The sequence below is a fragment of the Bacteroides sp. L10-4 genome (assembly GCF_013373675.1).
Classification (GTDB): Bacteria; Bacteroidota; Bacteroidia; order Bacteroidales; family Bacteroidaceae; genus Bacteroides; species Bacteroides muris.
Genome location: NZ_JABXJH010000006.1, coordinates 1 through 24,058 on the forward strand (window position 1 = coordinate 1; position 24,058 = coordinate 24,058).

Here is a 24,058-nt window from a genome sequence, read left to right on the forward strand (position 1 = left end):
AGATACAAAGATAGCGATTTTATCTGACATTCACAAATAGAATCACTGTTATTTTGATGATAATCAGAGGATTATTCTAAAATTGTTGCTGACCAACCTGATTGTATTCGATTCGCTGAATAGTTACAAAAAAATGAAAAAGAAGTCATACTTCATATCGACATTTTTCATATATGTAATAATATACAGCAAACAAATGCAAGCAGCATTTGTTGTTTACATAAAAAGAGAACTGTTCTCTTTAAAAGAAACATTTTATTAACTAAATGCCTTAATTATGAAAAAATTATTTTTACTGGCCATGATTGCATTGGCATCAATGGGTATGAAGGCCCAGACAGTGAAAGGTGAAAGCTCTTTGATGGGCAATGTCGGTTATCAAACCAACTACGAAAGGTTTGGTCTGGGAGTACAAGGACGCTATGCAATAGCGAATAATCTTCGGATTGCTCCGGATGTGACGTTCTACTTTCCTAAAGACAAAGTTACCGGACTGGATGTAAGCGTGAATTTCCATTATGTCTTCAACTTCAAAGAAGACGGCCAAGGATTTTCGGTCTATCCTCTTGCAGGTATCGGTATGCAGAACAACTTTTATGGCAAAAAGAGTATTGAAATAGACGGGAAGGAAATGGAAATAGACCGGAGCAATTCTACTAAATTCGCTTTCAACTTGGGAGGAGGCATCACATTACCCATCTCCGAACGCAGTTATCTGAATGCAGAAGCCAGGTTTATGTTTGCCAAAGATGACAATGTGGCAATCATGTTGGGATATGGATACAAATTCTAAAAAGCCTGCACGCTGATAATCTAATTGTTCTTCAAACAATAAACACCTTTATCAGACATTTACAGTGTCATTTTACTTAACGGTAAAATGACACTGTATCTTAAGTAACACATCGCCCACGCTCTATATTACCTGCTCTTCTATTATACAAATTCAATGCAGAATGACGGGATTTTGATTTACCCCATAATCTTCCGGTTTATAATATCTGTCTTTGGAAGGAGTCGCAAAAAAACAACCATTTCCCAACACATCACAAATAGTAGGATACACTCTTCCTCGAGACATTCTCAACAGTAAGATACAATACTCATCCTTAACAACATACCCCAGCTGGAAGGAGGTTCCATCCGGACTTCTGAGCATCCTGCTATGTATTTCGGGCTTCTCTCTAGTAAAGAGCAAATCCAATTCTACCATACCATCTTTTGCCAAATCCAATTTTAACAAATTACGATACGGAGAAACAAATACTGCTCCCAAAACGTACCACTGCAAGCTATCCACTGCCTGCAAACCACTTGTTGCCTGCTCCGGTGCAGACAGTACATCATATCTTTTTCCCCTTATACGTTGCATCAGGGAAAAATCGAAAGGACTTAACAAGTGAGAATTCCTCATAGCACAATTTACAAACGAAAAATTCCCCTCCACATCATTCTTTATAGCCTCAGAGCTGACATCAAAAATCTTATAACCCTGTTTTGCCACTTCGATGATGCAGTTCGACATCTTCGCCTGAAACGGAGCCGCCGCCTTATGGTCCCGATAGAGGAAAGAAGTCCCGAAATCCGGCAAATAGGAATAGAAGATGTTCTTGTCCAGTACTAACGTAGGGTTCCTATCCGCCGCAACCACAATGCCACGGTCTACCGTATCATAATACACCTCGTTGAAAATGAAAAAGCCATCTGCTTCCACACGTATCCCTTCCGTAGAGCGGAAACCTTTCACCCCCAAGTCCAGACCGCCAGTGGTGTGCATGGAGAGAATATGCAGGTTATTCAAAATATGTCCCGCCGACTTTGTCACGAGTCCATACTTCGTGCTATATATGAAAGTATTGGAAATCTTACAGTCACAGCAAGCTTGGTCTATATAGATACCATATACCTCTTCGTTGGATGAAATGCCTTGTATCGTCACATTGTCTATTTTGGTATCACTGCTTCCCGTTCCTCTGAAGTCGTCGGTAACGCTGATGCGGATATGTGTGTTGCGCCCCTTAAACAAACTGATACTTTTCAGGGAAACCAGCTGTTTCAATCCGTTGACCATGATTCCGTTCTCCACATTATAGCAGTAGAACATCCCACCCTCGATATAAGAGAAGCGCCGGTGAGTAACGTCGGGCGTTGTCATCTCCGAATAACCCACTTTCAACAATGCTTCCATCGGCAAATCGGTCTTTATCAGCGCATTCTTATCAAAGAGGATGTTCACGTTCTTCGTATAGTCGTAGGGAAGTACAACGGGTTCCGACAGATTATATGTACCAGCGGGAAAATACAATGTCTTCCCGTAACTTCTCGTTACAAGTTCATTCAGCTCAGGGCCTATCACAGTCCCATCGTTCTGAATGCCATGCTTAATGACAGAAACAATGTCACTTCCCTCCCCTACTCGCTTTCCCGCCCAGAGCGGCAGGAAAGTATACAGAAGAAAACCACAAAGAATAATCAAACCATATTTCTTTTCTTTCATGATTCCATTTCTTCAAATTTAAAAGAAAGCATCATCGCAAAGTGTCGAATATCGCCTCAGCTATCTTTCGCATGCCTCGGTCGTCGGGGTGGGCAATAATAAACTCCTTAGTCACGGTATAAGGCTTTCCTTCCACATCATAGAGGGTATCGCCCACCTTGGGACGCGAATCATACAGACGGTCTATCCAGTCAATCGGAATAAAAGAAATGCCGTGAGTGCGGGCGGCATGAATGATGGCACGCTCCTTCTCGGCATCTTCCCAAAAACAACCGGTAATGACCACCCTGCCCACTTTCTGTTTGCAATATTCCACCAGGCGGAGAATACCCGAACGAAACGCTTGCTTATCTTGCACATTCTCACCCAGACGAATCACGATAAGGTCTTTGCTGCGAACTGCCGAACCTATCAATGAATCAATATCGCACGTCAGATTGCGTTCCCAGTAAGCAATGTTGAGTGGGGTAACCACCGTGCCGGGATGTTTTGTGCGGAGCAGTTTCTGCAACTGGTGGCAATAGTCGTTCTCTTCCTTCGAAGCTGCCATGCCCCACTCTGAAAACCATTCGATATCAGCCTTATATTCGTGCCGTGTAATGGAATTTCCCAAGCAAAGCACTTTGAGGGAAGCGCCGCCCGGTCTAGACTTCTTATTGTTTCCTCCCGAAGCGGGAAGACAGATTATGGCCATGATACAGGCCAGTAACAAATGTTTCATACTCTTGCTTGATAAAAATTAAAATTCATTCACCGTCTCTTTATCGTCCAGCCAGGCAGCCATGTTCAGCACCAGCAAATTCCAGTTCTGGAAGCCCTTGTTGAGGATGGGTTCACCATTGTCAGGCATGTAATATTCGTGCAACGCATCGAAACGCTCATAATCGCGTCCCAGCAGCAACACGGTCTTCTCCGCCAACTCCCGGGCATCTTCCGTATAGCCGTAGCGGAGTAGTCCCCGGAAAACAAAGTAGTTGACGCATATCCATACCGGTCCTTGCCAGGAAGAAGGATTGCCGCTGGCACGCACGTCGTACATTTTCTCCAATGGAGAAAGGGAACGCACACCTGCCGCTGCATTGAACAAACGGGAATCGCGATATTGCCGTTCCACGATTTCGCGCGCCTGCTCGGGAGTGGCAATTCCTGCCCACAACGCCATGAAGCCGCTCCACACACTGAAACGTTGTATCAAGCAATCGTAAGTACGGGGTTGTCCGGTGTGGTAATGAAAGCCCGGCGCAGCGGGCTTTTCCACCGGAAGCAGGTTGAGGTCTACACTGTAGTAGAAGCCGTCGCGAGGGTCCCAGCAATGCTTGCGGATATTTTCTTTCAGTTCCTCCGCTTCGCGGATGAACCGATTTTCCAGATCGGGCATGCGGAGCTGTCTTGCTAGATAAGCCATGGCAAGCAATTCCCTATACATCAAGGCATTGAGGAAGATGGAACCCGAGCTTCCGTGAGGACGATAGAAGGTACTGGGATCATTATCCACGCCAATCATTTCATCGTTTTCCCAATAGAGCAATCCGGTGGCCTTGTGACGATGGTAGTTGAGGTACTTGCCCACAAACGTCTGCAAGTTATAAAATCCCTCACGCAGCCATTCGGCATCACCGCCCGTCTGCTCCACTACGAAAGCAGCGTGCTGCGCCAGGACGGGTTTGTGCATATTTGTCTTCCAGGGATTGATTTTCTGCAACAACTGCCAGCGCTCTTCCGTATTGTCAAAGATGCAAATGGGAATCCATCCGTCGCCTCCGCCATAGCTGAGGAAGTTGAGAATACAACCTTTCTCGTATGCAATCAGTTCCTCACGGTCGTCACTGGTACCATTTTCCACGATGATTTGCCGCAGGGCTATGTCGCTCAGCCATGAATCCCAGTCCCACAACTGGTTGGCATACTGCCCGCTGCCGGGCACAAGAAAAGGATACTTCAATGCACCGACCGGTTGCCGGTACATACCCTTCATATTCTTATAAATATGCCGCCGGCATATCGCTTTGTATTTTTTCAAGTTATCAGCATTCCTTTCGGGTAATTGCGCCGTCAATGAAACGCTGACCACAAGCCCGAAGCACAAAAACAGTATCTTCTTCATATTTTTCAAAACACCTATTGATTTTTCATCTTAATCCCTTCTTCTCCAAGGCTGCAATCAACTCGGCAGGCACGTCCGTCTGAATCATCCTCACAGTGGGGAATATGTCAAACAGTTCGTCAAGTTGCCTATCGTCCAGTGCATATTCAGGTATGGCCTGGTCGAGCACCCACAGCAGGCAGACGGAGGGAATCATGCCCAACTCTACCGAATCGCCCAAAGAGGAGCTTCTGCCTTCGGTGGCATACGATGTCTGTACAAAAAACGTACGCGGCAATCCCTCCAGCAACTTGTGCCCTCCTACCCAAGGATAGATGTTGGCATCCTCCACCACACCGAGCACCTCACGGGTACCCTCTTCCACGCCACTGTAGAAGAATACGGCTTCCATCATACCCGTCCGGCACACCACGTCCGCCACTTTCCCGAAGATACCTTGTCCGGTACATTTGTCGATGTCTACATACGCCCGTCCGCGTACGGCGGTCAGATACTCTTCCAATGTGGGCATCTTCTCATCGGTGGGTTTTCCGGCACGGTCTTTCAGGTTGTACTGCAGGATTTCGTCATAGGTCATGTCGGCAATCCGGCCTTGTCCGGTGGTGGTGGCGTCGATGGTCTCGTCGTGACATACCACGAGAACACCATCCTTTGTCTGCCTGACATCGCACTCCAGAACTTCAACTCCGGCGGCCACGGCAGCCTCTATCGCACTGAGAGAATTCTCGGGAATGGTCTTGTCCTGCGTATGCGCCCGATGGGCCATGACCCACACCTTCTTGTACGAGGGGTCTTTGAACTGCCGCATGGCAACGCTGAGCGCCGGCAGGTTGCAGACGTGTATACCGGCAGTCAATGTTCCGGTTGCCGTCTGTGCCTTGATGGTGTAATCACCCTCCTTGGCATAGGCGTGTTTCAGGAGTCCGTTGTTCCTGCCCGTTACCACAGTTCCGTCTCCGAAATCCACCGTCAATTCCATGTCCGGATCAACGTTGTCCAGCTTTATCTTTATCACCTCATGCAACATGGCATATTCACTTACCGATATGCAGGGTATTTGTGTCTCTACTTCCTTTTTCGCTCCCTGGCAAGCCGTCAGAAGAACCAGCAGAAGGCCGATGCACAGATTCATTTTCTTGTTATAGTTCATATTTTATCTCTTTAAAGGAATTTCTATCAGTTTTTCCATCAATATTTCCGGTAAGGTTCCGTCATCATATGCAGGGTTTGCGGAATCCATACCTTGTAGCGGCCTTTCGGAGCCCAGTCGTTGCCCGAAGAGGCGAAGTCGCAGAAGCGTACGGGCCTGGCCGTCTTATTGGCAGCGTCTTCCAGGTCGGTGCCCAGCACAGCGGGAACTTCCAACGTAATCCAGGCAAATGAACCGGACATATTCTCGTGTACTGCGGCCTGCACCACACCTCGCTCATCGCTCCGGATGACGGCACACTCATCCACATCGCCGTCGTCGAAACGGCTGTCGCGGGCAAATACCAGCGGACCGCGCACCACTGCCTGGTGGTTATAGCTCTTCACTACTTTGGTTTGAAGGTCGAATTCCAATGTCACTTCATCACCCCGCTTCCACATACGATCCAGGCAAAGATAACCGCCCCGGTGCAGCACTTCCTGCTCTTGCCCGTTGACAAAGGCCTTCGCCCCGTCTACCTGCGAAGGAATGCGCAAGGAGAGTTTAAAGTGTTCGTCCCTCTGCGGTTCCACCCCGATACTTACCTTTCCATTTACGGGATAATCGGTCTCTACTTTCAGGGCCACTGCATTTTTCCTGCCCGTCTTCACCGTAGCTTCCATCGGCACATAGAGATTGAGGAATATACCGTCTTCTTTTGTCGCCACCGCCATCTTCGGAATCAGAGCGAATCCCCGGGGGCCATTGGCGTTGCAGCAGTTGATATGCATGCCGCATTGCTCCTCACCCGGCTGTCTGCGCCCTTCCAACGGACTGTACTTGGAAATCTGTCCTCCGTCGTGTTTCATTGAGGCGAACAAGGCATTGTACATCGTCCGTTCAAACTCCTCGACGTAGAGCGGGTTGCCCGTGTCGCGCCACAAACGACGGCAGAACTGCATGTAAGTGAACGTCACGCAAGTCTCCATCGTATGATAAGTCGGCAGAGTCTGCTTGTCCTTGCCTCCATACCAGCACTCGAAGGCTGCGCCCGAACCGGCAATGTTTATCTCGTCGCGCCGGATACTCTCGGCCGTACGCTCGGCGGCTTCCTTGTAAAGAGGGTCGTCCAGCACACGCCCCAGTTCGATCAGACCTTCGTAGCAGGACATCATCTCGTAAGCCTTCTGCCCGTTTTCGAACGACCACCACGATGCCGGATAAGCCGAACGTTGCGATACCGGCACATCTTTCAGCGCTTTGGCTATGAGTTGCGAACTGCCCTCCCGCTCGATGCCCGCCACGATGCTCTTGGCAAAGTCGAGGTAGCGTCTCTCGCGGGTAATGTCATACAGATAGACCACCGGTTCCAGAATGGAACAACTTGCCATACCAAAGTAATTGCCGGTACGGGCAATGTCGATGTGTTGTTCGTGCAACTGCTTCATCAGGTAATCCACCGAATGCATAGCGGTCTGCAATGCCGCCTTGTCGCCGGTCAGGCGATAGTATGCCACCAAGGCAAGTGCCGAATATTTCCTGCCCCAGATGTCCCAGTTGGTCAGCCGGGCTTCGGGGCTGTAGTTACCTATGTAGCCTTCCGGAGTCTGGGTCTGCATGAAACTCCGCACGCCGGTCTTTATCTGCTCCAGCAACGCAGAGTCCTTGCAATACTCGTAAGACGAAATGGCCCCCAGCAGCCACTTGCCAAAGAATTCGGACTGCCACAGGCTTGTCTCCCCGCGATGACGGAAAGGCTCTACCAGATGCTCCACATCCTGCGATTTCACCCGCTGCTCAATGCAGGTATGGATGCGTCCGCCTACAAAACCGCCAATGCGAATGTCCTCTACCCTGCTCTCCTGCCCCAAAACCGACAAAGAACTCCAAGCACACAGTCCTAACAACAATACTCTATAATTCATCGTATATCCATATTTTGATAATATCCATAAAAAACATGCAAGTGCAAACAGTATTTTTGTCCGAATTTATACACATGCAATTCTACATTATGTAAACAACTAATCATCAACCATTTACATATTATCCCATCTCAGTCGTATAGTGAGATACCCTAAGTATACGACTGAGGTAACCTCATTATATGATCTTGCCTGAAAACAATCCATCTTGTGATTTTTTTATACCTTATTCCCCCGAGAAGACAAAGTGCATATAAAAAAGACAAATCTCCCCCCGCAATCTTTTCCGGAGAACAGAATACGGAAGGAGATTCTTAGAGTTTGCATCCAATCATCATCCTGCTTTATCAATATCCGGGGTTTTGTTCAATCACACCGCCCGACTCGGTAATCACCTTCGGCGGAATGGGGAACAATACCATGTAGTCTTTAGCTGCGGTGCATCCGCGATTCTTGGCAAACTCGATGTATTTACCAAAGCGTATCAGGTCCTGACGACGCCAGCCTTCCATAAAGAGCTCGCGCCCTCTTTCCATCAGCAGGAATTCTTTAAACTTCTCCTTGCTGGATTGTATATCTGCCGGAATGGTATGCGTGACGCCCACACGGTCGGTAATCTGTTTCAGATAGCCCAGTGCCTTGTTCGTAGGTCCGTTCAGCTCGTTCTCTATTTCGGCCAGAGAGAGGAGTACGTCCGCATAACGGAAAGCCACGATATGTGTATTGCCATTGGAATACTTCTCGGAGTCATTACACAGATATTTCACCGGAACAGCCCCCTGCTGGATACGGTCATCACTTGCGCCACCTCCCCCAGGACGGGTATAAAGCGTGCCATCTGCGCTCTTGTAAGAGTCAAATATCACCTCTAAGCGTGCATCTGCCTTGTCATACGTATCGTAGAACTCCCACGGCATCAGATAACCTCCCCAACGGTTTGCACCGGATTTATACTCAAAGTCCTTTCCAAAGGTGATACAGTTGGGCGGGAAAGCATAGAAGAAATATTCATTGCCGGCAAGCTCGCCACTCGGAACAGCCCACACCGTCTCATCGTTCATTTCATTGATAAAGATATCCTTATAATCGTCAGACAGTTTGTAGCCCATTGTCTTCATACTCTCGGCATAAGGCAAAGCCTTGTCATACTGATGGTCATTCATATATGCCTTCATCAGCAGCATGGTGGCAAGCCCCTTGTTCACACGTCCCCAATTGCCCGTATTGTTGGTCTTGTCATAGAGGTATGGAAGCGATTCCTGCAAATCGCTCACCATCCGGTTGAAATAGGCCTCTTTCGTAGGACGTGGCGTATAACCGATATTGCTCAATTCTTCCGGTTCGAGTACACAAGATACCGGACCGTACAAGTCATAGAAACAGAACATCAGCCATGCACGCAATGTCTTCGCCTCGGCTATCTTGGTAGCCTTTGCCGCTTCGGGCAGACCACCCACCTTCTCCAGCTGGTCGAGAATGAAGGTGCACCGCGTAATGTTACGGCTGATGGTATAAGTCATGAACGTGTCCCAGGCACCTGCCCAGTTGAAATCGTATAAGCGGTTGCTCTGATGGCGGCATTCGTCCGAAGTAAATTCCGAATAAGCCCACCAGCCATCGCCTGCCGCATAGATAGGCATGGCCCAGCCACCGTTTGAATCATCCCACATACCGCCTGAATTGGCCTTGAAATTGGCATACATCCCTACCATCAACGCATCAATATCTTCTACCGTTTGCGGAAAGTTTGCATTTGTCAGGCTCGAAAATACTTTTTGGTCCAAGTCGCATGAGTGGAGCATCACACCCATGCACAAGGCAACCGCCCAACTGATTATCTTTTTTGTTTTCATCTCTTCTTGGTATTTTAGTTTAGAAATTAATGTTAACACCCAATACGACTGTAAACGGAATGGGGAACGGTGCAAAGTTGGTTCCCATTTCCGGATCCAGACCCTCGTAATTTGTCAGCATCAGCGTGTTCTGCAAATCCACGAACACAGAAGCATCCGAAGCAATCTTATTTCTCTTCAGGAATTTCTCAGGCAGCATATAGGTCAACTTGATATCTTTGAAGCGCCAGAAATGTACGTTCTTCAGTGTAAAGTCGTGCATGCCGGTCTTATTATTTCCGCCCGTCACATCTTGTGCAATACCGGGATACCAGCCGGTAGGATTGTAGGAAGTCCATCTGTCCTTTACGCGTACACTGGTGTTATCGTCACCGATGCCTCTGAAGTGCCATGCATCATGTGATTTTCTGCCCAATACACCATACGTGTCAATATCCAGCATCCAGTTCTTGAAGCGCAGACTGGCACCCAGACCGAAATTGGCCTTCGGGTCCCATGTACCCAATTTCACGATGTCATTATCATCCATCACACCGTCTCCGTTTACGTCCACATACCTCAGATTACCCGGTTTGGCATCTGGCTGGAGCACCTTGCCATTCGAAGTATAGGCTTGCACCTCTTCCAAAGAGTGGAAAATTCCATTGGTTTTCCAGCCGTAAATCGGGCTAAGATCATCTTTTTCCTTCAGCCACGGGCTGATAGCCACTTCCGGATTACGTTCTACCCACTTGGAACGGTTATGCGCCACATTGGCATACGCCGTCAGCGTCCAGTCTTTCTTGTCGATGAGGGTACCTTTCAATGACACCTCGATACCTTGGCTTCGGGTAGAACCTACATTCTTGGCAATATTCGTCACCATACCAGTCACGGGAAGCGGAGTGAAATTGAGCAAATCCTTAGCTGTGCGCACGTAGTAGTCTACACTACCGGTCAAGCGATCATCGAAGAAACCGAAGTCGAGTCCGGCATTTATGGTAATGTCCGTTTCCCACTTCAAATCCGGATTACCTTGCTGTTTTTGGATGATACCCTTATGATAAACTCCACCGAAGTAGTAATAGTCACCGTTAATGGCATTGCCATACGTAGTCAGCGAATAAGTACCGCCGGTCAGGATGCTTTCGTTACCGGATGTACCGTAACCGGCTCTCAACTTCAGGAAGCTCAAGGCATCAAAGTCTTTCATGAATTTCTCCTCAGAGATAATCCATGCAGCTGAAGCGCCGGGAAACCATCCCCACTTGTGATTATCGGCAAATACGGAAGAGCCGTCGTTACGGAGCGTAACTCCCAAAATGTAACGGCTCTTAAACGTATAGTTCAAACGGCCGAAGAAAGAGAGCTTGTTGCGCCAGGTCTTCCACGAACCCAGATTGCTTCTTTCAAGGTCGGCCGTAGAGCCGATGTTGTTATTCTCGTATACATCAGTAGGAAAGTTATAGCCCATCACGTTGTGCGCCTTGGAAGTGGTGATGTAGTATCCCGTACCCACCACTGCATTCAGGTGATGATTCTTGGCGATGTCCTTGTCGAAAGTCAGGTATTCTTCTATTCCGTAGTTGTCGTTGAACGAATCGGAGAAACCACCGTAGTTCTTTTCTATCTGTGCCGGCAACTTAGCCTTAGATGAACCGAAAATCTCGCGGTTCTCGTCTGTCTTGTCCACGCTCAACTGCACGTTTACCTTGAGCCACGGCAGGAATTTCACTTCCAGATTGGGCGAGAACATCAGGCGCTTTGTCACAGTCTGGTTCTTGATGTGGAACCAAACGGCCGGATTAGGCGTCAGCGGAGAGATGGAAGTGGTCGTATTTCCGTTTTCATCGTATAGCGGCATGTTTGACGGGAAATAAATGGCAGCGTTGGTCTGCACCGCCTCATTGGCATTCGAATGGGTACCCGCATCTCCCGCCGACGGATTGTTTGCCGACAAATGGGAGTACATGCTTGCCACGCTCAGCTTGACGTTTTTATTGAAGTTGGCCTCAAAGTTGAGACGGCCGCTGAAACGTTTCATGTCACTGACCTTCAGAATGGAATTCTGGTCGTAGTAGTTGAACGAAGCATAAAGCCTGAACTTCTCCGAACCGGCATTAATAGCCACATTGTGATTATGAATAAGTCCGGTACGCGTAATCTCGTCCACATGATCGTAAGTCTGCGCATTGCGTATTTCCTCGGCCGTAAATGCCTCTGCCCACCCCGAAGCTGGAGCCGGTTCCGTACCGTAAGGGAAGTAGTTGCCGCGATAGAGGAACTGCTCCATTCTGGAAAGGTTGACGTTGGTCATGTATTCCTGAGCATTGAGTACGTCATAATATTTACTCAGCCCCTGCACTGAAAAAGAGCCATTGTAAGAGATACGGGGCTTTCCGGCCTGTCCTTTTTTGGTGGTAATCAGAATCACACCGTTGGCAGCAGACGAACCGTAAATGGCGGCAGCACTGGCATCCTTCATCACATCGATGGAAAGGATGTCATTGGGATTCAGCGTAGCGAGCGGACTTCGGTCGGCACCGTCGCGCAAGCTCAACTGGTTGGGACCTCCGTTGGAAGCCTTGTTTCCGGTACTGCTTATCACCACACCGTCAATGACGTAAAGCGGAGAGTTGGAGCCGTTGGGCGAGAGGTTTCCACGAATGTTCACACTCATTCCCGCACCGGGCTGTGCAGAGTTCTGCGTAATGGTAAGACCGGCCACCTTGCCTTGCAGCAGATTGTCGGCACTCACCGCATTGGGCGCTTCAAGCTCCTCGGACTTTACGGAAGAAATGGCACCCGTCACCGAGCGCTTCAATTGTGAACCATATCCCACAACCACCACTTCTTCCAGCAACTCGGCATCGTCCTGAAGAACGACGGTATATTCCGACTTCGAGTCTACCGGAAAAGCGTAGGTCTTGAAACCGATAAACGACACTTCTATCACCTGCCCTGCTCCGGCAGAAATCGTAAAGCGTCCGTCTATATCCGTTATCACACCCGACGTAGTGCCTTTCACTATCACGTTGGCACCAATGACCGGTTCACCGGTCTTGTCTTTCACCACTCCGGTCACATTCTTCTTTTGTTGTACCACTTCCGTCCCGTCTGCTGAAGGATTTACTGCTTCTGCGTGTAGGCCCTGAACCGAACCGAATGAGAACAAACCTACCATTCCCACCATCTGGAGAAAACGACGGCCACGGTATGTTCCGTTCAGGATTGTGCTTACCAAAAGCGTTTCATGCTTTTTCATAATACGAATGCATTTAAGAATTAAATAAAAAATTTGCTGCAAACTTACCTGCAAAAAAGATTAAAAAAGGATAATTGCTCTTCAAAAAAGGCAAATATCCGCTCATTCATGCGTTTTGAACAGTTTGTTTTCATCCTTCACCACCTTCACCTTTTCCCTCAACCTGCCTATCCACAGGCTTTTCCAGTGAAACCGGTTTTACCCTATGCCGCTTTCCCGATGAAACCTCTTTTCTTCGCACTTCCAATTCCCGACAACTCCAAAAACATCTGCAGTTCAAATCTGTTTCACTATAATATAACTATGTATAAATCAACAGATAATTACTGCAAAATTCTGCAATAGTTTTGCAGTAACACTGCAACCATACTTGCAGTAACGCTGCAATAGTTTTGCAGTGACGCTGCAACCATACTTGCAGTAACGCTGCAACAGTTTTGCAGTGGCGCTGCAACCAATTTGCAATGATGCTGCAAATCGGTTACAGTGAAGTTCGTCGCCGGCAATTGACAACTCCCGAAACATAAACGCGAGTAGCGAACACAGAATTAAACCGGTTTCACCGGAAAAGCCTATGAATAGAGGGATTGAAGGAAAAGGTGAAGGAAGTGAAGAATAAAAAAAACGCTTTTATACCCATGCCAAAGGAGTGAACCGTCGAGGCGAGACGAAGCGGATACAGAGCAGACGCAGTCCGGGCGTCGCCGTAAACATTCGCCCATATCCTTTGGTTATTAAGATTTTAATCCGTTACTTTGTAACCGACTGACAGTAACAACAAAAAAAGAGGAGGAGAAAACATGTCCAACTACATCCGTTTTGACTGGGCCATGAAACGACTGCTGCGAAACAAAGCGAACTTCGCGGTGCTCGAAGGGCTTATGACCACCCTGATGAAAAAGAAAATCATCATCAAGCGACTGCTGGAGAGCGAAAGCAACCAGGAAAGCGAGTACGACAAATACAACCGCGTGGACCTCTTGGCCGAGGACGAGCAGGGAGAACTGCTGCTCTTCGAGATACAGAACAACAACGAGTATGCCTACTTTCAGCGGATGCTCTTCGGCACATCCAAACTGGTGACCGAGTACATCAACCGCGGAGAGGGATACGAGAAAATCAGGAAGATATACAGCATCAACATCGTCTACTTCGCCCTTGGCAGCGGCACGGACTTCGTCTACCACGGAAAGACCGAATTCCGCGGACTGCACAACAACGAGCTGCTGCAGCTGTCACCCTTCCAGAGGCAGACCTTCAAGGCAGACGAGGTGAGCCAACTCTATCCGGAATACTACATACTGAAGGTGAATGACTTCAACCGGTGGTCTAAGGTGCCCTTGGAGCAATGGATATACTTCCTGAACACCGGCGAGATACCGGAAGACGCCACCGCGCCCGGACTATCCGAAGCCAGGGAAAAGCTGCAACTGGACAAGCTCTCTTCCGATGAACTGAAAGCTTACTACCGCCATCTGGACAATGTGGTCATCCTACGGGACAACATCCATACCGAAAGGGCGGAAGGACGTGCGGAAGGACGTGCGGAAGGAAGAGCAGAAGGAAGGGAAGAAGAAAAGAGAGAAATGGCACTGAAGATGAAAGCGGAAGGCATCTCCGTGGAAATCATAGCACGGTGCAGCGGACTTTCGGTAGAAGATATAGGGGCATTATAACTCGCCCAAGCAGGCGTTCATCATTATCCTTCGGGAATTAGGATTTGGTTTCCTCAGCATCTTCTGAGAGTTGTTTTCGGTCTTTTTATCTCTTTTTCTTCGTCACATAGCCCACTATGCTCCTCGGTAAAACAGATAAAAATCCTCAAAGACAATTCGAACTGAATGCAATCAAGCTTGCTTGAATTGCTGAAGTGAAGCTTATCTTCCATAAAAACAACTCTCAGAAGAAAGCTGAAATAAAACCAAAACAGTTTCTAAAAAAGCAATCCGAAAACGGGATTAAAAGACACCCCCTATTTACCGATACGTTGAACCACCTCCTGATACAACCGGTCGAAAGCAGGTTTCAGATGGCAGTTTCCGGTCTTTACACCCGGCTGAAATCCGTTCTGGTTGTAAGGTGGCGTCTATTCTCTTCATCAATACCTGAAGGGCCCCAGCATGGGATGCGGCTTTCTCCAGTTCCGTCTTTTTGCCGTCACACTGTGCCGCCAACATACACAGTACTTCTCTTCCATACTCACCCAGCAACTTGAACTGCATCAGCCAAGGGCTTATTTCCTTGATTAATGCCGGATTTTCATCGGAAGCCAGCAGCAGATTGGCAGAAGCAATCATACGTTCGCACTCCTCGGTTACAGCCGATGCAGCGGCGACCTCCCGCTTTCCTTCGCGGCAATAAGCATCCAGCAACCGTTCCAAAGCAGGACGAATCTGTTCTGACTCTTCACGACGGAAATCATGTTCGTTTCCGCCAAGGTCGGCATTATGCGAGGCAAAGACCTGAAGAGCTGCGGCATGGCCGGGCATCAGGCACCGAACAGCTCTTCTCCACGATGCATCACTCTTATAAGCATCCATGTTCCAAGCATAATCGGCTATACTGAAAAGGGCGATTTTTGAGGCCTCGGCATGTTCCATAGGATTGGATATAAAAGCACTTATGTCGTCATTGATATCTGTTCCATTACCATAGACGGCCCCCATCAAAAGGCGGTCGCGCACATAGTCGGATACGGGAAAATTCCACCATATGAATGCTTTACGCTTCAACAGCGGATTGACAAACTGCATCGTAGGCTTATCAATACAAGCCACCACTTTATCGCCCGTCCACAAGATGCCTATGTCCGGATGAAGCTTGCCGCCCAGCGTCGCGAGATAACCGCCCTCGAGTTTAGTCCACAAACGGTTGTACTCCGTAGGACACATCAGCAACGGAGCAACATCCCCTTTCACTTTGACGAAGTTATGATAAATATCATTCAACAGTTCCACCTGCTTCTCCGCCGAAGTCCCTTCACCGGAAATGTCATCAAAGAAGACGGCAAAGGCCCTTATCCCCAAACGATACATGCTTTCGAACTTTTCCATCAGCAAATCGCGATCTTCCGTATTCCAGCGGATGTCCTTTCCCGGATGGATGGCCCAATAGAAAAGCACTTCATTCTGCCGCGCACGTTCCACCAGTTCTTTCAGCTGTTCGGCTTCCTGAGCAGGATAGGGTTTGCGCCAGCTGGGCGAACTGTGGTAAGGGTCGTCCTTAGGACCGTAAATATAGATATTCATCTTGTTGCGGCCATAAAAATCAAGCTGCGACAAGCGTGCTTCCCTGCTCCAGGGAATGCCATAGAAACCTTCCACCACACCACGGTAGGGTACGTCGGGATAGTCCGTCACCTCCGCCAGCGGCAGTTTGGGCAATGCAATCAGTTGGGCCAGTGTCTGCACACCGTAAAAGGTTCCTCTACGGTCGGCACCGGCAATGACAATACCTTCCTTGTCTATCTTCAGATAATAACCCTCTGCCTGTTTAGGGATACGTGCAGCATACTTCCTCACGGACTTATCCCCCTTCATACCGATACAAACGGAAAAATCGGCAGTCACCGCGGCATCCGGAAAAAGACCGGCCAGCAACTGCTCCGCTGCACTTCCCCGCAAAGCGGCTCCTACCTGCAAACTATATTTTGCGGGGATAGAAATAGAATCCTCACTTCCCACATATTTCTGCGGAGTGGGCTGGAGGTGAAAATCCTGCGCATCGGTTTCTGCCCATGAACAGAGAAACAAAATGCACAAAAGCAATACCATGTTTTTCATCGATACCATATTTTTTTAAGATTCATACTCACAGCAGAAGCCTACGCAACTGCCGGATGCAAAATAAGGGTATTTCCCATGGAAAAAAGAAGAATTTCCGACCGAAAAAGGAGAATTTCCGCATCCATGTGGTAATCTCGTGCCGATTTCAATCATCATTCGCACGTGGCGTCCCCGACGGTTTGCGCAACAGCGTATCCTGCTTCTGCGGACATCCCAGTATCGGAATACCGTCTTTGTCCCACTCCACCTTCTGCATACAGACTTCATACTTGTCCAGAGAGATGAACATGTCTTCCAGATTCTTACGCACATTATACAGATAGTAATACTCCGTCTCGTCCGGCGAAGGTATGAAACAGACGATGCTGGGAGCATAAAGTTTATCGGCGGTATTCTGACTGAATACCGGAACCGGAGATTTCTTCCATGAAGTGGAATCGAGCAAATCGGCAGAAGCATCAGCCATCAGCATGCCCTCACAGTAATAAGGCGTCCAACGGCCACTGGCTGCATAATAGAGCAGAATCTTGTCCTGACGAAGCGACCTAAACACTTGAGGACACTCATTCACATAAATCGGATAAGCCGTGCGGTTGCCGTCAATGCCTACCCACTGGCACTCCCACTCGTATTCGGGCTTCGATATCAGCACACGCTCCGAAGACAAAGTCCAAGGATTCTCCATTTCGGCAATATAGATACATTGGGTTTCTTCATAAATCCTGCGGGAAGGCCAGCCGCACCACACCAGATACAAACGGTCGTCCTGCTGGAATACCGTAGAGAACATGGCCACATGATTCTCCTTATCGGTGTCAATGCGCCCTTTCAATCTGAACGTACCCTTCAACGGATCGGGCGAATCATTCTCCAACACATAGATGCAACGATTATCCAGATTATTGTCATTCCCGGTGAAATAAACATACCATTTGGAATCAATGTAATGCAATTCGGCATCATCTATGTTTCCGACAGAAGGATCGGCAGAACTCCACACATTCCTGAATTCTTTCTCCTTAAGCAAAGTGACATCTTCCGCCATACGCAAGTATATACTCGACATCCATCCCTGAATGCAATAATACATGCCCTGATGAAACAAGACATGACGCCCCAGGAAACCCACAGAAACTGGATTGACATAGAACTGCAAGGAATCTACTCCGTCCGCGTTCTCAGAACGCTTTCCCGAATGGCAGGAACTGAACCACCCAACAAGCAAACAAAAAAAAGCATACTTGATTCTCATCATACGGAAATCATTTAATTTAGAAACTGCCTTGATTTTATTTCAGTTTTCTTCCAAGAGTTGTTACCGAGGATTCTTATCTGTTTTACCAAGAAGCATGGCAGGCTATGTGACGAAGAAAAAAAGATAAAAAGACCGAAAACAAGTTCAGAAGATGCTGAGGAAACCTGAAGAAAGAAAATCAAAACTGTTTCTTAAGATATATATACTCAAACAGAAATATCCTGAGACTATTTCTACTCGACTCTAAATCTTCCAAAGCCGTCGCAAAGTAATGGATTTTATTCTTAAGAAAAAGCAACTGAAACAAAATTCGTCTTTTTTGGTCGGTTTTTATCCTTTCATAAAGACTAATTGGAGCACCTTTGCCCAAATTCCGCACAACAGACGGAAACAACTATAATTTATAAACAACAGATTGTTATGAGAATGAAAAAATTGGCGTTAGCATGTGCTTTGGTATTGGGCCTGCAAACCACTTCCCTTGCCCAATGGAAACCGGCAGGCGACAGAATAAAGACGGAATGGGGAGAGAAACTGGACCCTGCCAACGTTCTGCCGGAATATCCACGCCCGATGATGGAACGAAAAGAATGGAAAAACCTGAACGGACTGTGGAACTATGCCATACGCCCGTGCGGAGAAGCGGAACCGAAAACCTACGACGGCGAGATACTAGTGCCATTCGCCATAGAATCATCGCTATCAGGAGTAGGCGTGCACTTGGAAGACAGTCAGGAATTGTGGTATACACGGCAATTTGAAGTACCTGCCGGATGGAAAGGGAAAAGAGTACTGCTGCACTTCGGTGCCGTAGACTGGAGAGCCCATGTGTGGGTGAACAATATCAACGTAGGCAAGCATGAAGGCGGTTATGCTCCTTTCTGCTTCGACATCACCGATGCACTGCAAAAAGAAAGCAACAAACTGACCGTACGCGTATGGGACCCCACCAACAATGGCCCGCAACCTGTAGGAAAGCAAGCCAACCGACCGCAAGGCATCTGGTATACGGCTGTCTCAGGCATCTGGCAGACAGTGTGGCTCGAACCGGTGAATGAAAATCATATAGCCTCCATGAAAATCACTCCCGACATCGACCTCAACCGACTGCGTATCGAAGCCCAGACCGGCGAGAGCGAATGGAAAAAAGGATGCCGCCTGGAAGCGGAAGTATATGACAACGGCAAACTTGTAGCCTCGGGAGCCGCCGTCCGTGGAGAGGCGATAGACATCACCATACCCGGAGAAGTAAAGCTGTGGTCGCCCGACACACCTTTTTTATATACACTCAAAGTACGCCTGAAACAAAACGGCACAGAAACGGATGCGGTGGACAGCTATGCAGCCATGAGAAAGTTCTCGTCCAAGCGTGACGAAAACGGTGTGGTGAGAATGCAACTGAACAATCACGACCTGTTCCAGTTCGGCCCGCTGGACCAAGGATGGTGGCCCGACGGCCTCTATACCGCCCCCACGGACGAGGCTCTGATTTACGACATACAGAAAACGAAAGACTTCGGCTTCAACATGATTCGCAAGCATGTGAAAGTGGAACCCGCACGCTGGTACGCACACTGTGACCGGATAGGCATCATTGTATGGCAAGACATGCCCAATGGTGACAAAATGCACGAATGGAACCAACGTGACTACTTCACCGGTGCCGACCTGACCCGCACCCCACAATCGGAAGCCATTTACTTCAAGGAATGGAAAGAGATTATGGATTACCTCTACTCCTCACCCTGCATCGGCGTATGGGTACCCTTCAATGAGGGATGGGGACAGTTCAAAACAGAAGAAACAGCCAACCTGACCAAACAATATGACGGCACCCGACTGGTGAACGCTGCCAGCGGTGGCAACCACTATACATGCGGCGACATGCTGGATATACACAGCTATCCGGGTCCCGAACCGTTTCTATATGATGCCCGACGGGCCAACGTGATAGGAGAATACGGCGGTATAGGCTATGTAGTGGAAGGGCACGTATGGGAGGCCGACCGCAACTGGGGATATATCCGGCTCAACACCGTAAAAGAAGTAACCGACGAATATGTGAAATATGCGCAAGAACTGAAGAAACTCGCTCTGAAAGGTTTCACAGGTGCTGTATATACACAGACCTCGGACGTAGAAATCGAAGTGAACGGCCTGATGACGTATGACCGTAAAGTAATTAAAGTAGACGAAAAGCGTATCAGGGAAATCAACCTGGAAATTTGCAATTCTCTCAAATAAGCTCTACTTTCGCCTTCACCATGAAAAGACTGTTTCTCATATTGTGCTTTCTTGCCGGAATATCCGGTTATCCGGCCACTGCTTCCGAAATATTGTCGGTAAGGAGGCTCAATGTGGAAAACGGTCTTTCCTACAATACCGCCACTTGTTGCCTGCAAGACAGCTACGGCTTCATCTGGATTGGTACGGAAAACGGCTTGAACCGCTACGACGGCTGCAACAACCGGATATACCGAAGCAGCAACCACAAGCACTCCTTGGGCAACAGCCACATAAAAACACTTGCAGAACTAAACCAAGAGTTGTGGATAGGAACCGAAAACGGCATCTATATCTACCGCCATGATTCGGACGATTTCTCACACTTCGACATCACCACACAATTCGGCGTCATCATCAGCAGCGAAATACGAAAAATAGTCAGAACACACAACGGCCTCATGTGGATAGCCACCATAGGCCAAGGGCTCTTTATCTACAATCCTCAAACAAACACAATGAAGCAGGACTGTGTGTGGAACTCCTTCATCAACGACATTTGCGAAGATGAAGATGGCTGTGTCTACGTACTTTCGCGCCAGAAAGGATTGATGATATATGATGAAGACGGAAACCGGAAACCCACCGACACCCCTTTGGCCGAAATTGCCGAAGGCACCGGAATAAACTTCCTGCAATGTATCGGAGGTAACCTTTGGTTCAACCAAGGCAGCAAGCTGTACTGCTACCAGAAACTGCTGGGAAAAACCGAAGTGTATGAAATAAACGGGAAACGGTTCGGAGCCATCTTCTGCCTCATCAAATATAGAGAGAAAAGCCTGCTGGTAGGAACCGACAAAGGTATTTTTGCCCTGCAACTGCCACAACGTACCTTCGAAGAAATCAGCCTGCCCACCGGCTTCCTGAACATAAAGCAACCGCACATCAACGACCTTATGTGTGACAATGAGGGCAACTTCTGGATAATGACCAACTACAACGGAGTGGAAATCATCAACAACCAGCTGAAACGTTTCGAATTCTATGCCATTCCCGCCACAAACGTACAACCGGAAACCGGAGGAAAAGAAATAAGAGCCTTCTATGAAGACAATCAGAAGAATATATGGCTGGGCACCGCCGAAGGCTTGTGGATATTCGACCCTGCCACCGGAAATCTCAGAAAATACCTGTTTGAGAATATGCCCCAACACCAGCCCGACATCTGCTGCCTGCTGCCAAACAAGGAAGAACTGTGGATAGGTACTTACAAAGAGGGCATCTACAGACTGGACATGAGCACCGGAAAATGGAAGAACTACCGCCACTCACAGCAAACACCACATACAATACCCAGCAATGACGTATTAAGCCTATATCAAGGACACAACGGAACCATTTACGTAGGCACGAATATCGGCCTGTGCCGATATCGCGCAGAAACAGACTATTTTCTGCCTATCATACAAGTGGGGGCAATGACGGCAGTAACGGACATTCTGGAAGATTCGCACCAACATCTCTGGATAGCTACCTCGAACAGCGGGGTTTTCAAGATGACAAACCTCAATGCGGAAAGCACGGTGTGGAGTCATTATAAAAAAACATACCAAGATACCAACAGCATCATCAGCAATTCCATCACAAGTTTGTTTGAGGACAAAGATGCCCAGATGTGGTTCGGCACCAATGAGTCGGGCATATGCCGTTTTTCCGAAGCAACCGGACATTTCTCAGTCCCCCTTCCCGGCAGCCAGACATCGCTGACCGGCAACATGGCATGTGCCGTCAAGCAAGACCGCTACGGAGACTTATGGATATCAAGCAATAACGGCATCTTCCAGATACCATCGGATAACCGGAAAAACATCAGGCAGTTCACGATGAACGATGGCTTGCAAAGCAATCAGTTCCTGCCCAAGGCATCCCTGCTCTCTTCAGACAACAAACTCTATTTCGGCGGTATCAACGGATTCAATATTCTGAGCCCCGAAGATATAAAGAACAACCCATACATTCCTCCCGTGTACATCATGGAGATAGACTTCCCCCACATAAATGACAAGGAGCAAGCAGACTTTGGCAATGCACTCTACATGCAGAAAGAAATACGACTGCCGTACGAATACAACACTTTTTCTCTACGATTCGCAGCCCTTAGCTATGAAGATCCACTCAAAAACCAATATAGCTACCGTCTGAAGGGTGTTGACAAAAAATGGATTGCCAATACCTCCAGCCACTCGGCATCCTACACTCACCTGCCACCCGGAGAATATGAATTTCAAGTGAGAGGAGCCAATAACGACGGCTTATGGAACAACCGTACCGCTTCGTTGCGCATCGTCATTACTCCCCCGTGGTGGCTGAGCATACCGGCCTACATAACTTATGCACTGGCTTTCTTTTTCGTCATCGCATATATCACCTATCTCTGGAGGCTGCACATCAAACGCAAGTACCATCAGATGATGGAAGACTTCCGCACTACACAAGATAGGGAAATCTACAAACAGAAGATAAGTTTCTTTATCAATCTGGTGCATGAAATACGCACCCCACTCAGCCTGATATGCCTGCCGCTGGAGAAATTACGCGACGGAAAAACAGAAGAGCATGACAAACACCTGGCCCTGATTGAGAAAAACGTCAGCTACCTGCTCGAAATCACCAATCAGCTTCTTGATTTTCAAAAGATAGAGAACAAGAAAATGAAACTCAATCTAAAAAAACATGATGTAAACGCCATCATTAAAGATATCGCCGAACAATTTAAAGATGCGGCATCCATCAAAGGCTTTGAACTCTCTGTCAGCCTGCCTGCACCCGGGGTGGAAGCCATGATTGATAGTGACATCATCCGGAAAATCATAGTCAACCTGATGAGTAATGCACTGAAGTATGCCGCATCAATGATTGAGCTAAGCCTGAAGGAATCGACCGACCGCATTGTAATTTGTGTCAACAACGACGGGCCCCAGATTCCCGACGAACAAAAGGAAAAGATATTCCAAATATTCTATCAGATACCGGACAGCCGGAAACAAATGCCGGGAACCGGCATCGGACTTGCTTTCTCCAAATCGCTGGCGGAGTCTCACCAAGGCACTCTATCCGTAGAGAATCTGCCATCAGGAGGATGTTCGTTCATCCTCTCACTCCCCCTGAAGAAAGCTACGGAAGCACTTCCGGAAGCGGAAAGCCATCCGGAAAACGAAGGGCTTGAACCGGACTTGCCCCTGGCAGAGAACAAACGCCACACCGTGCTGATTGTGGAAGACAACATCGAATTGCAGAATGAAATACAGGAAGCATTGGGACAATGGTATAAGGTATATACCGCCAACAACGGGAAGGAAGCGCTGGAGAAACTTGAAACGAATGATGTCACAGACGTTATCGTCAGCGACGTCATGATGCCCGAAATGGACGGTATAGAAATGTGCCGCCACATCAAGAGCAACCTTGCTTACTCACACATCCCTATCATCCTGCTGACAGCCAAGACCAACCTGGAGTCAAAGACAGAAGGCATGGAAAACGGTGCGGAGGTATATATGGAAAAGCCGTTCAGCATCAGTCAACTACACAACCAGATAGAAAATCTACTGAAATTGCGTCTGGCCTTCCACGAGCTGATGCTACGTTCGGCAGGAACCACACACGAAACGCCTTTATCGGAATATATCCTGTCTGAATGCGACATCACCTTCATGAAAGAGGTGGATACCACCCTTACAAAACATCTGGACGAGGAGAGTTTCTCCGTAGACAACCTGGCCGATGCCATGAATATGAGTCGTACGAACTTCTACCGGAAAGTAAAAATGCTGACCGGAATGGCTCCCAATGTCTATATCAAGAACTTCAGGCTCAATCAGGCAGCCGAACTGCTTACCCAGAACATGCGCATCAACGAAGTGATGTTGCGCGTAGGCTTCATGGCTCCATCCTACTTTGCCAAATGCTTCAAAGCCAAATTCGGCAAACTGCCTAAAGAATATCAAAACACTATCAACAAGTAAGCATGAGAAAACTACTTG

At 48.1% G+C, this 24,058-nt stretch carries 13 protein-coding genes; 4 read left to right on the forward strand and 9 right to left on the reverse strand.

Translation table 11 applies throughout. The features are described from left to right. The first annotated feature begins 277 nt into the window (after positions 1 to 277). On the forward strand, positions 278 to 793 hold the full coding sequence (locus tag HU824_RS03335; RefSeq protein ID WP_176468079.1) for an outer membrane protein: 516 nt from the start codon (positions 278 to 280) through the stop codon (positions 791 to 793). Positions 794 to 946: 153 nt separating this feature from the next. On the opposite strand, the gene HU824_RS03340 is transcribed toward HU824_RS03335, so the two are convergent. The 7 genes from HU824_RS03340 to HU824_RS03370 all read right to left on the reverse strand — a co-directional run bounded on the left by HU824_RS03340 (position 947) and on the right by HU824_RS03370 (position 12,752). After that, positions 947 to 2,497, reverse strand: coding sequence for a right-handed parallel beta-helix repeat-containing protein (locus HU824_RS03340; RefSeq protein WP_176468080.1), 1,551 nt, complete (start codon positions 2,495 to 2,497; stop codon positions 947 to 949). Between the two features lie 31 nt (positions 2,498 to 2,528). Beyond that, positions 2,529 to 3,218 (reverse strand): SGNH/GDSL hydrolase family protein, encoded by a 690-nt coding sequence (locus tag HU824_RS03345; protein WP_176468081.1) that lies wholly within the window; start codon positions 3,216 to 3,218, stop codon positions 2,529 to 2,531. 18 nt (positions 3,219 to 3,236) lie between these two features. Continuing rightward, complete coding sequence (locus HU824_RS03350; RefSeq protein WP_176468082.1) at positions 3,237 to 4,601, reverse strand: trehalase family glycosidase; 1,365 nt, start codon at positions 4,599 to 4,601, stop codon at positions 3,237 to 3,239. 25 nt (positions 4,602 to 4,626) lie between these two features. Then, complete coding sequence (locus tag HU824_RS03355; RefSeq protein ID WP_255260452.1) at positions 4,627 to 5,751, reverse strand: glycerophosphodiester phosphodiesterase family protein; 1,125 nt, start codon at positions 5,749 to 5,751, stop codon at positions 4,627 to 4,629. Between the two features lie 38 nt (positions 5,752 to 5,789). Then, the gene (locus tag HU824_RS03360) at positions 5,790 to 7,655 is read right to left on the reverse strand and encodes a beta-L-arabinofuranosidase domain-containing protein (protein ID WP_176468083.1); all 1,866 of its coding nucleotides are present in this window, start codon (positions 7,653 to 7,655) and stop codon (positions 5,790 to 5,792) included. Positions 7,656 to 8,002: 347 nt separating this feature from the next. Continuing rightward, entirely contained in the window at positions 8,003 to 9,508 is a 1,506-nt protein-coding gene (locus HU824_RS03365; RefSeq protein WP_176468084.1) for a RagB/SusD family nutrient uptake outer membrane protein, read from the reverse strand. A 19-nt stretch (positions 9,509 to 9,527) separates the two neighbouring features. Beyond that, positions 9,528 to 12,752, reverse strand: a complete 3,225-nt coding sequence (locus tag HU824_RS03370; RefSeq protein ID WP_176468085.1) for a TonB-dependent receptor — start codon at positions 12,750 to 12,752, stop codon at positions 9,528 to 9,530. An 800-nt stretch (positions 12,753 to 13,552) separates the two neighbouring features. Here HU824_RS03370 and HU824_RS03375 point away from each other — a divergent pair. Beyond that, positions 13,553 to 14,428 (forward strand): Rpn family recombination-promoting nuclease/putative transposase, encoded by an 876-nt coding sequence (locus HU824_RS03375; RefSeq protein ID WP_176468086.1) that lies wholly within the window; start codon positions 13,553 to 13,555, stop codon positions 14,426 to 14,428. 300 nt (positions 14,429 to 14,728) lie between these two features. Here HU824_RS03375 and HU824_RS03380 read toward each other — a convergent pair whose 3' ends face one another. Beyond that, a complete protein-coding gene (locus tag HU824_RS03380; protein WP_255260453.1) occupies positions 14,729 to 16,543 on the reverse strand; it encodes a beta-N-acetylglucosaminidase domain-containing protein in 1,815 nt (604 codons plus the stop codon). 139 nt (positions 16,544 to 16,682) lie between these two features. After that, positions 16,683 to 17,792, reverse strand: coding sequence for a glycoside hydrolase family 43 protein (locus HU824_RS03385; RefSeq protein ID WP_176468087.1), 1,110 nt, complete (start codon positions 17,790 to 17,792; stop codon positions 16,683 to 16,685). Positions 17,793 to 18,218: 426 nt separating this feature from the next. On the opposite strand from HU824_RS03385, the gene HU824_RS03390 reads away from it, so the two are divergent. Then, on the forward strand, positions 18,219 to 20,036 hold the full coding sequence (locus HU824_RS03390) for a glycoside hydrolase family 2 protein (protein WP_176468122.1): 1,818 nt from the start codon (positions 18,219 to 18,221) through the stop codon (positions 20,034 to 20,036). Between the two features lie 20 nt (positions 20,037 to 20,056). Continuing rightward, the gene (locus tag HU824_RS03395) at positions 20,057 to 24,040 is read left to right on the forward strand and encodes a hybrid sensor histidine kinase/response regulator transcription factor (protein WP_176468088.1); all 3,984 of its coding nucleotides are present in this window, start codon (positions 20,057 to 20,059) and stop codon (positions 24,038 to 24,040) included. The last annotated feature ends 18 nt before the right edge of the window (positions 24,041 to 24,058 follow it).

Coding starts and splice junctions, on each gene's coding strand:
- HU824_RS03335 (WP_176468079.1), top strand. CDS start 278: ATGAAAAAATTATTTTTACTGGCCATGATTGCATTGGCATCAATGGGT.
- HU824_RS03340 (WP_176468080.1), bottom strand. CDS start 2,497: ATGAAAGAAAAGAAATATGGTTTGATTATTCTTTGTGGTTTTCTTCTG.
- HU824_RS03345 (WP_176468081.1), bottom strand. CDS start 3,218: ATGAAACATTTGTTACTGGCCTGTATCATGGCCATAATCTGTCTTCCC.
- HU824_RS03350 (WP_176468082.1), bottom strand. CDS start 4,601: ATGAAGAAGATACTGTTTTTGTGCTTCGGGCTTGTGGTCAGCGTTTCA.
- HU824_RS03355 (WP_255260452.1), bottom strand. CDS start 5,751: ATGAACTATAACAAGAAAATGAATCTGTGCATCGGCCTTCTGCTGGTT.
- HU824_RS03360 (WP_176468083.1), bottom strand. CDS start 7,655: ATGAATTATAGAGTATTGTTGTTAGGACTGTGTGCTTGGAGTTCTTTG.
- HU824_RS03365 (WP_176468084.1), bottom strand. CDS start 9,508: ATGAAAACAAAAAAGATAATCAGTTGGGCGGTTGCCTTGTGCATGGGT.
- HU824_RS03370 (WP_176468085.1), bottom strand. CDS start 12,752: ATGAAAAAGCATGAAACGCTTTTGGTAAGCACAATCCTGAACGGAACA.
- HU824_RS03375 (WP_176468086.1), top strand. CDS start 13,553: ATGTCCAACTACATCCGTTTTGACTGGGCCATGAAACGACTGCTGCGA.
- HU824_RS03380 (WP_255260453.1), bottom strand. CDS start 16,543: ATGGTATCGATGAAAAACATGGTATTGCTTTTGTGCATTTTGTTTCTC.
- HU824_RS03385 (WP_176468087.1), bottom strand. CDS start 17,792: ATGATGAGAATCAAGTATGCTTTTTTTTGTTTGCTTGTTGGGTGGTTC.
- HU824_RS03390 (WP_176468122.1), top strand. CDS start 18,219: ATGAAAAAATTGGCGTTAGCATGTGCTTTGGTATTGGGCCTGCAAACC.
- HU824_RS03395 (WP_176468088.1), top strand. CDS start 20,057: ATGAAAAGACTGTTTCTCATATTGTGCTTTCTTGCCGGAATATCCGGT.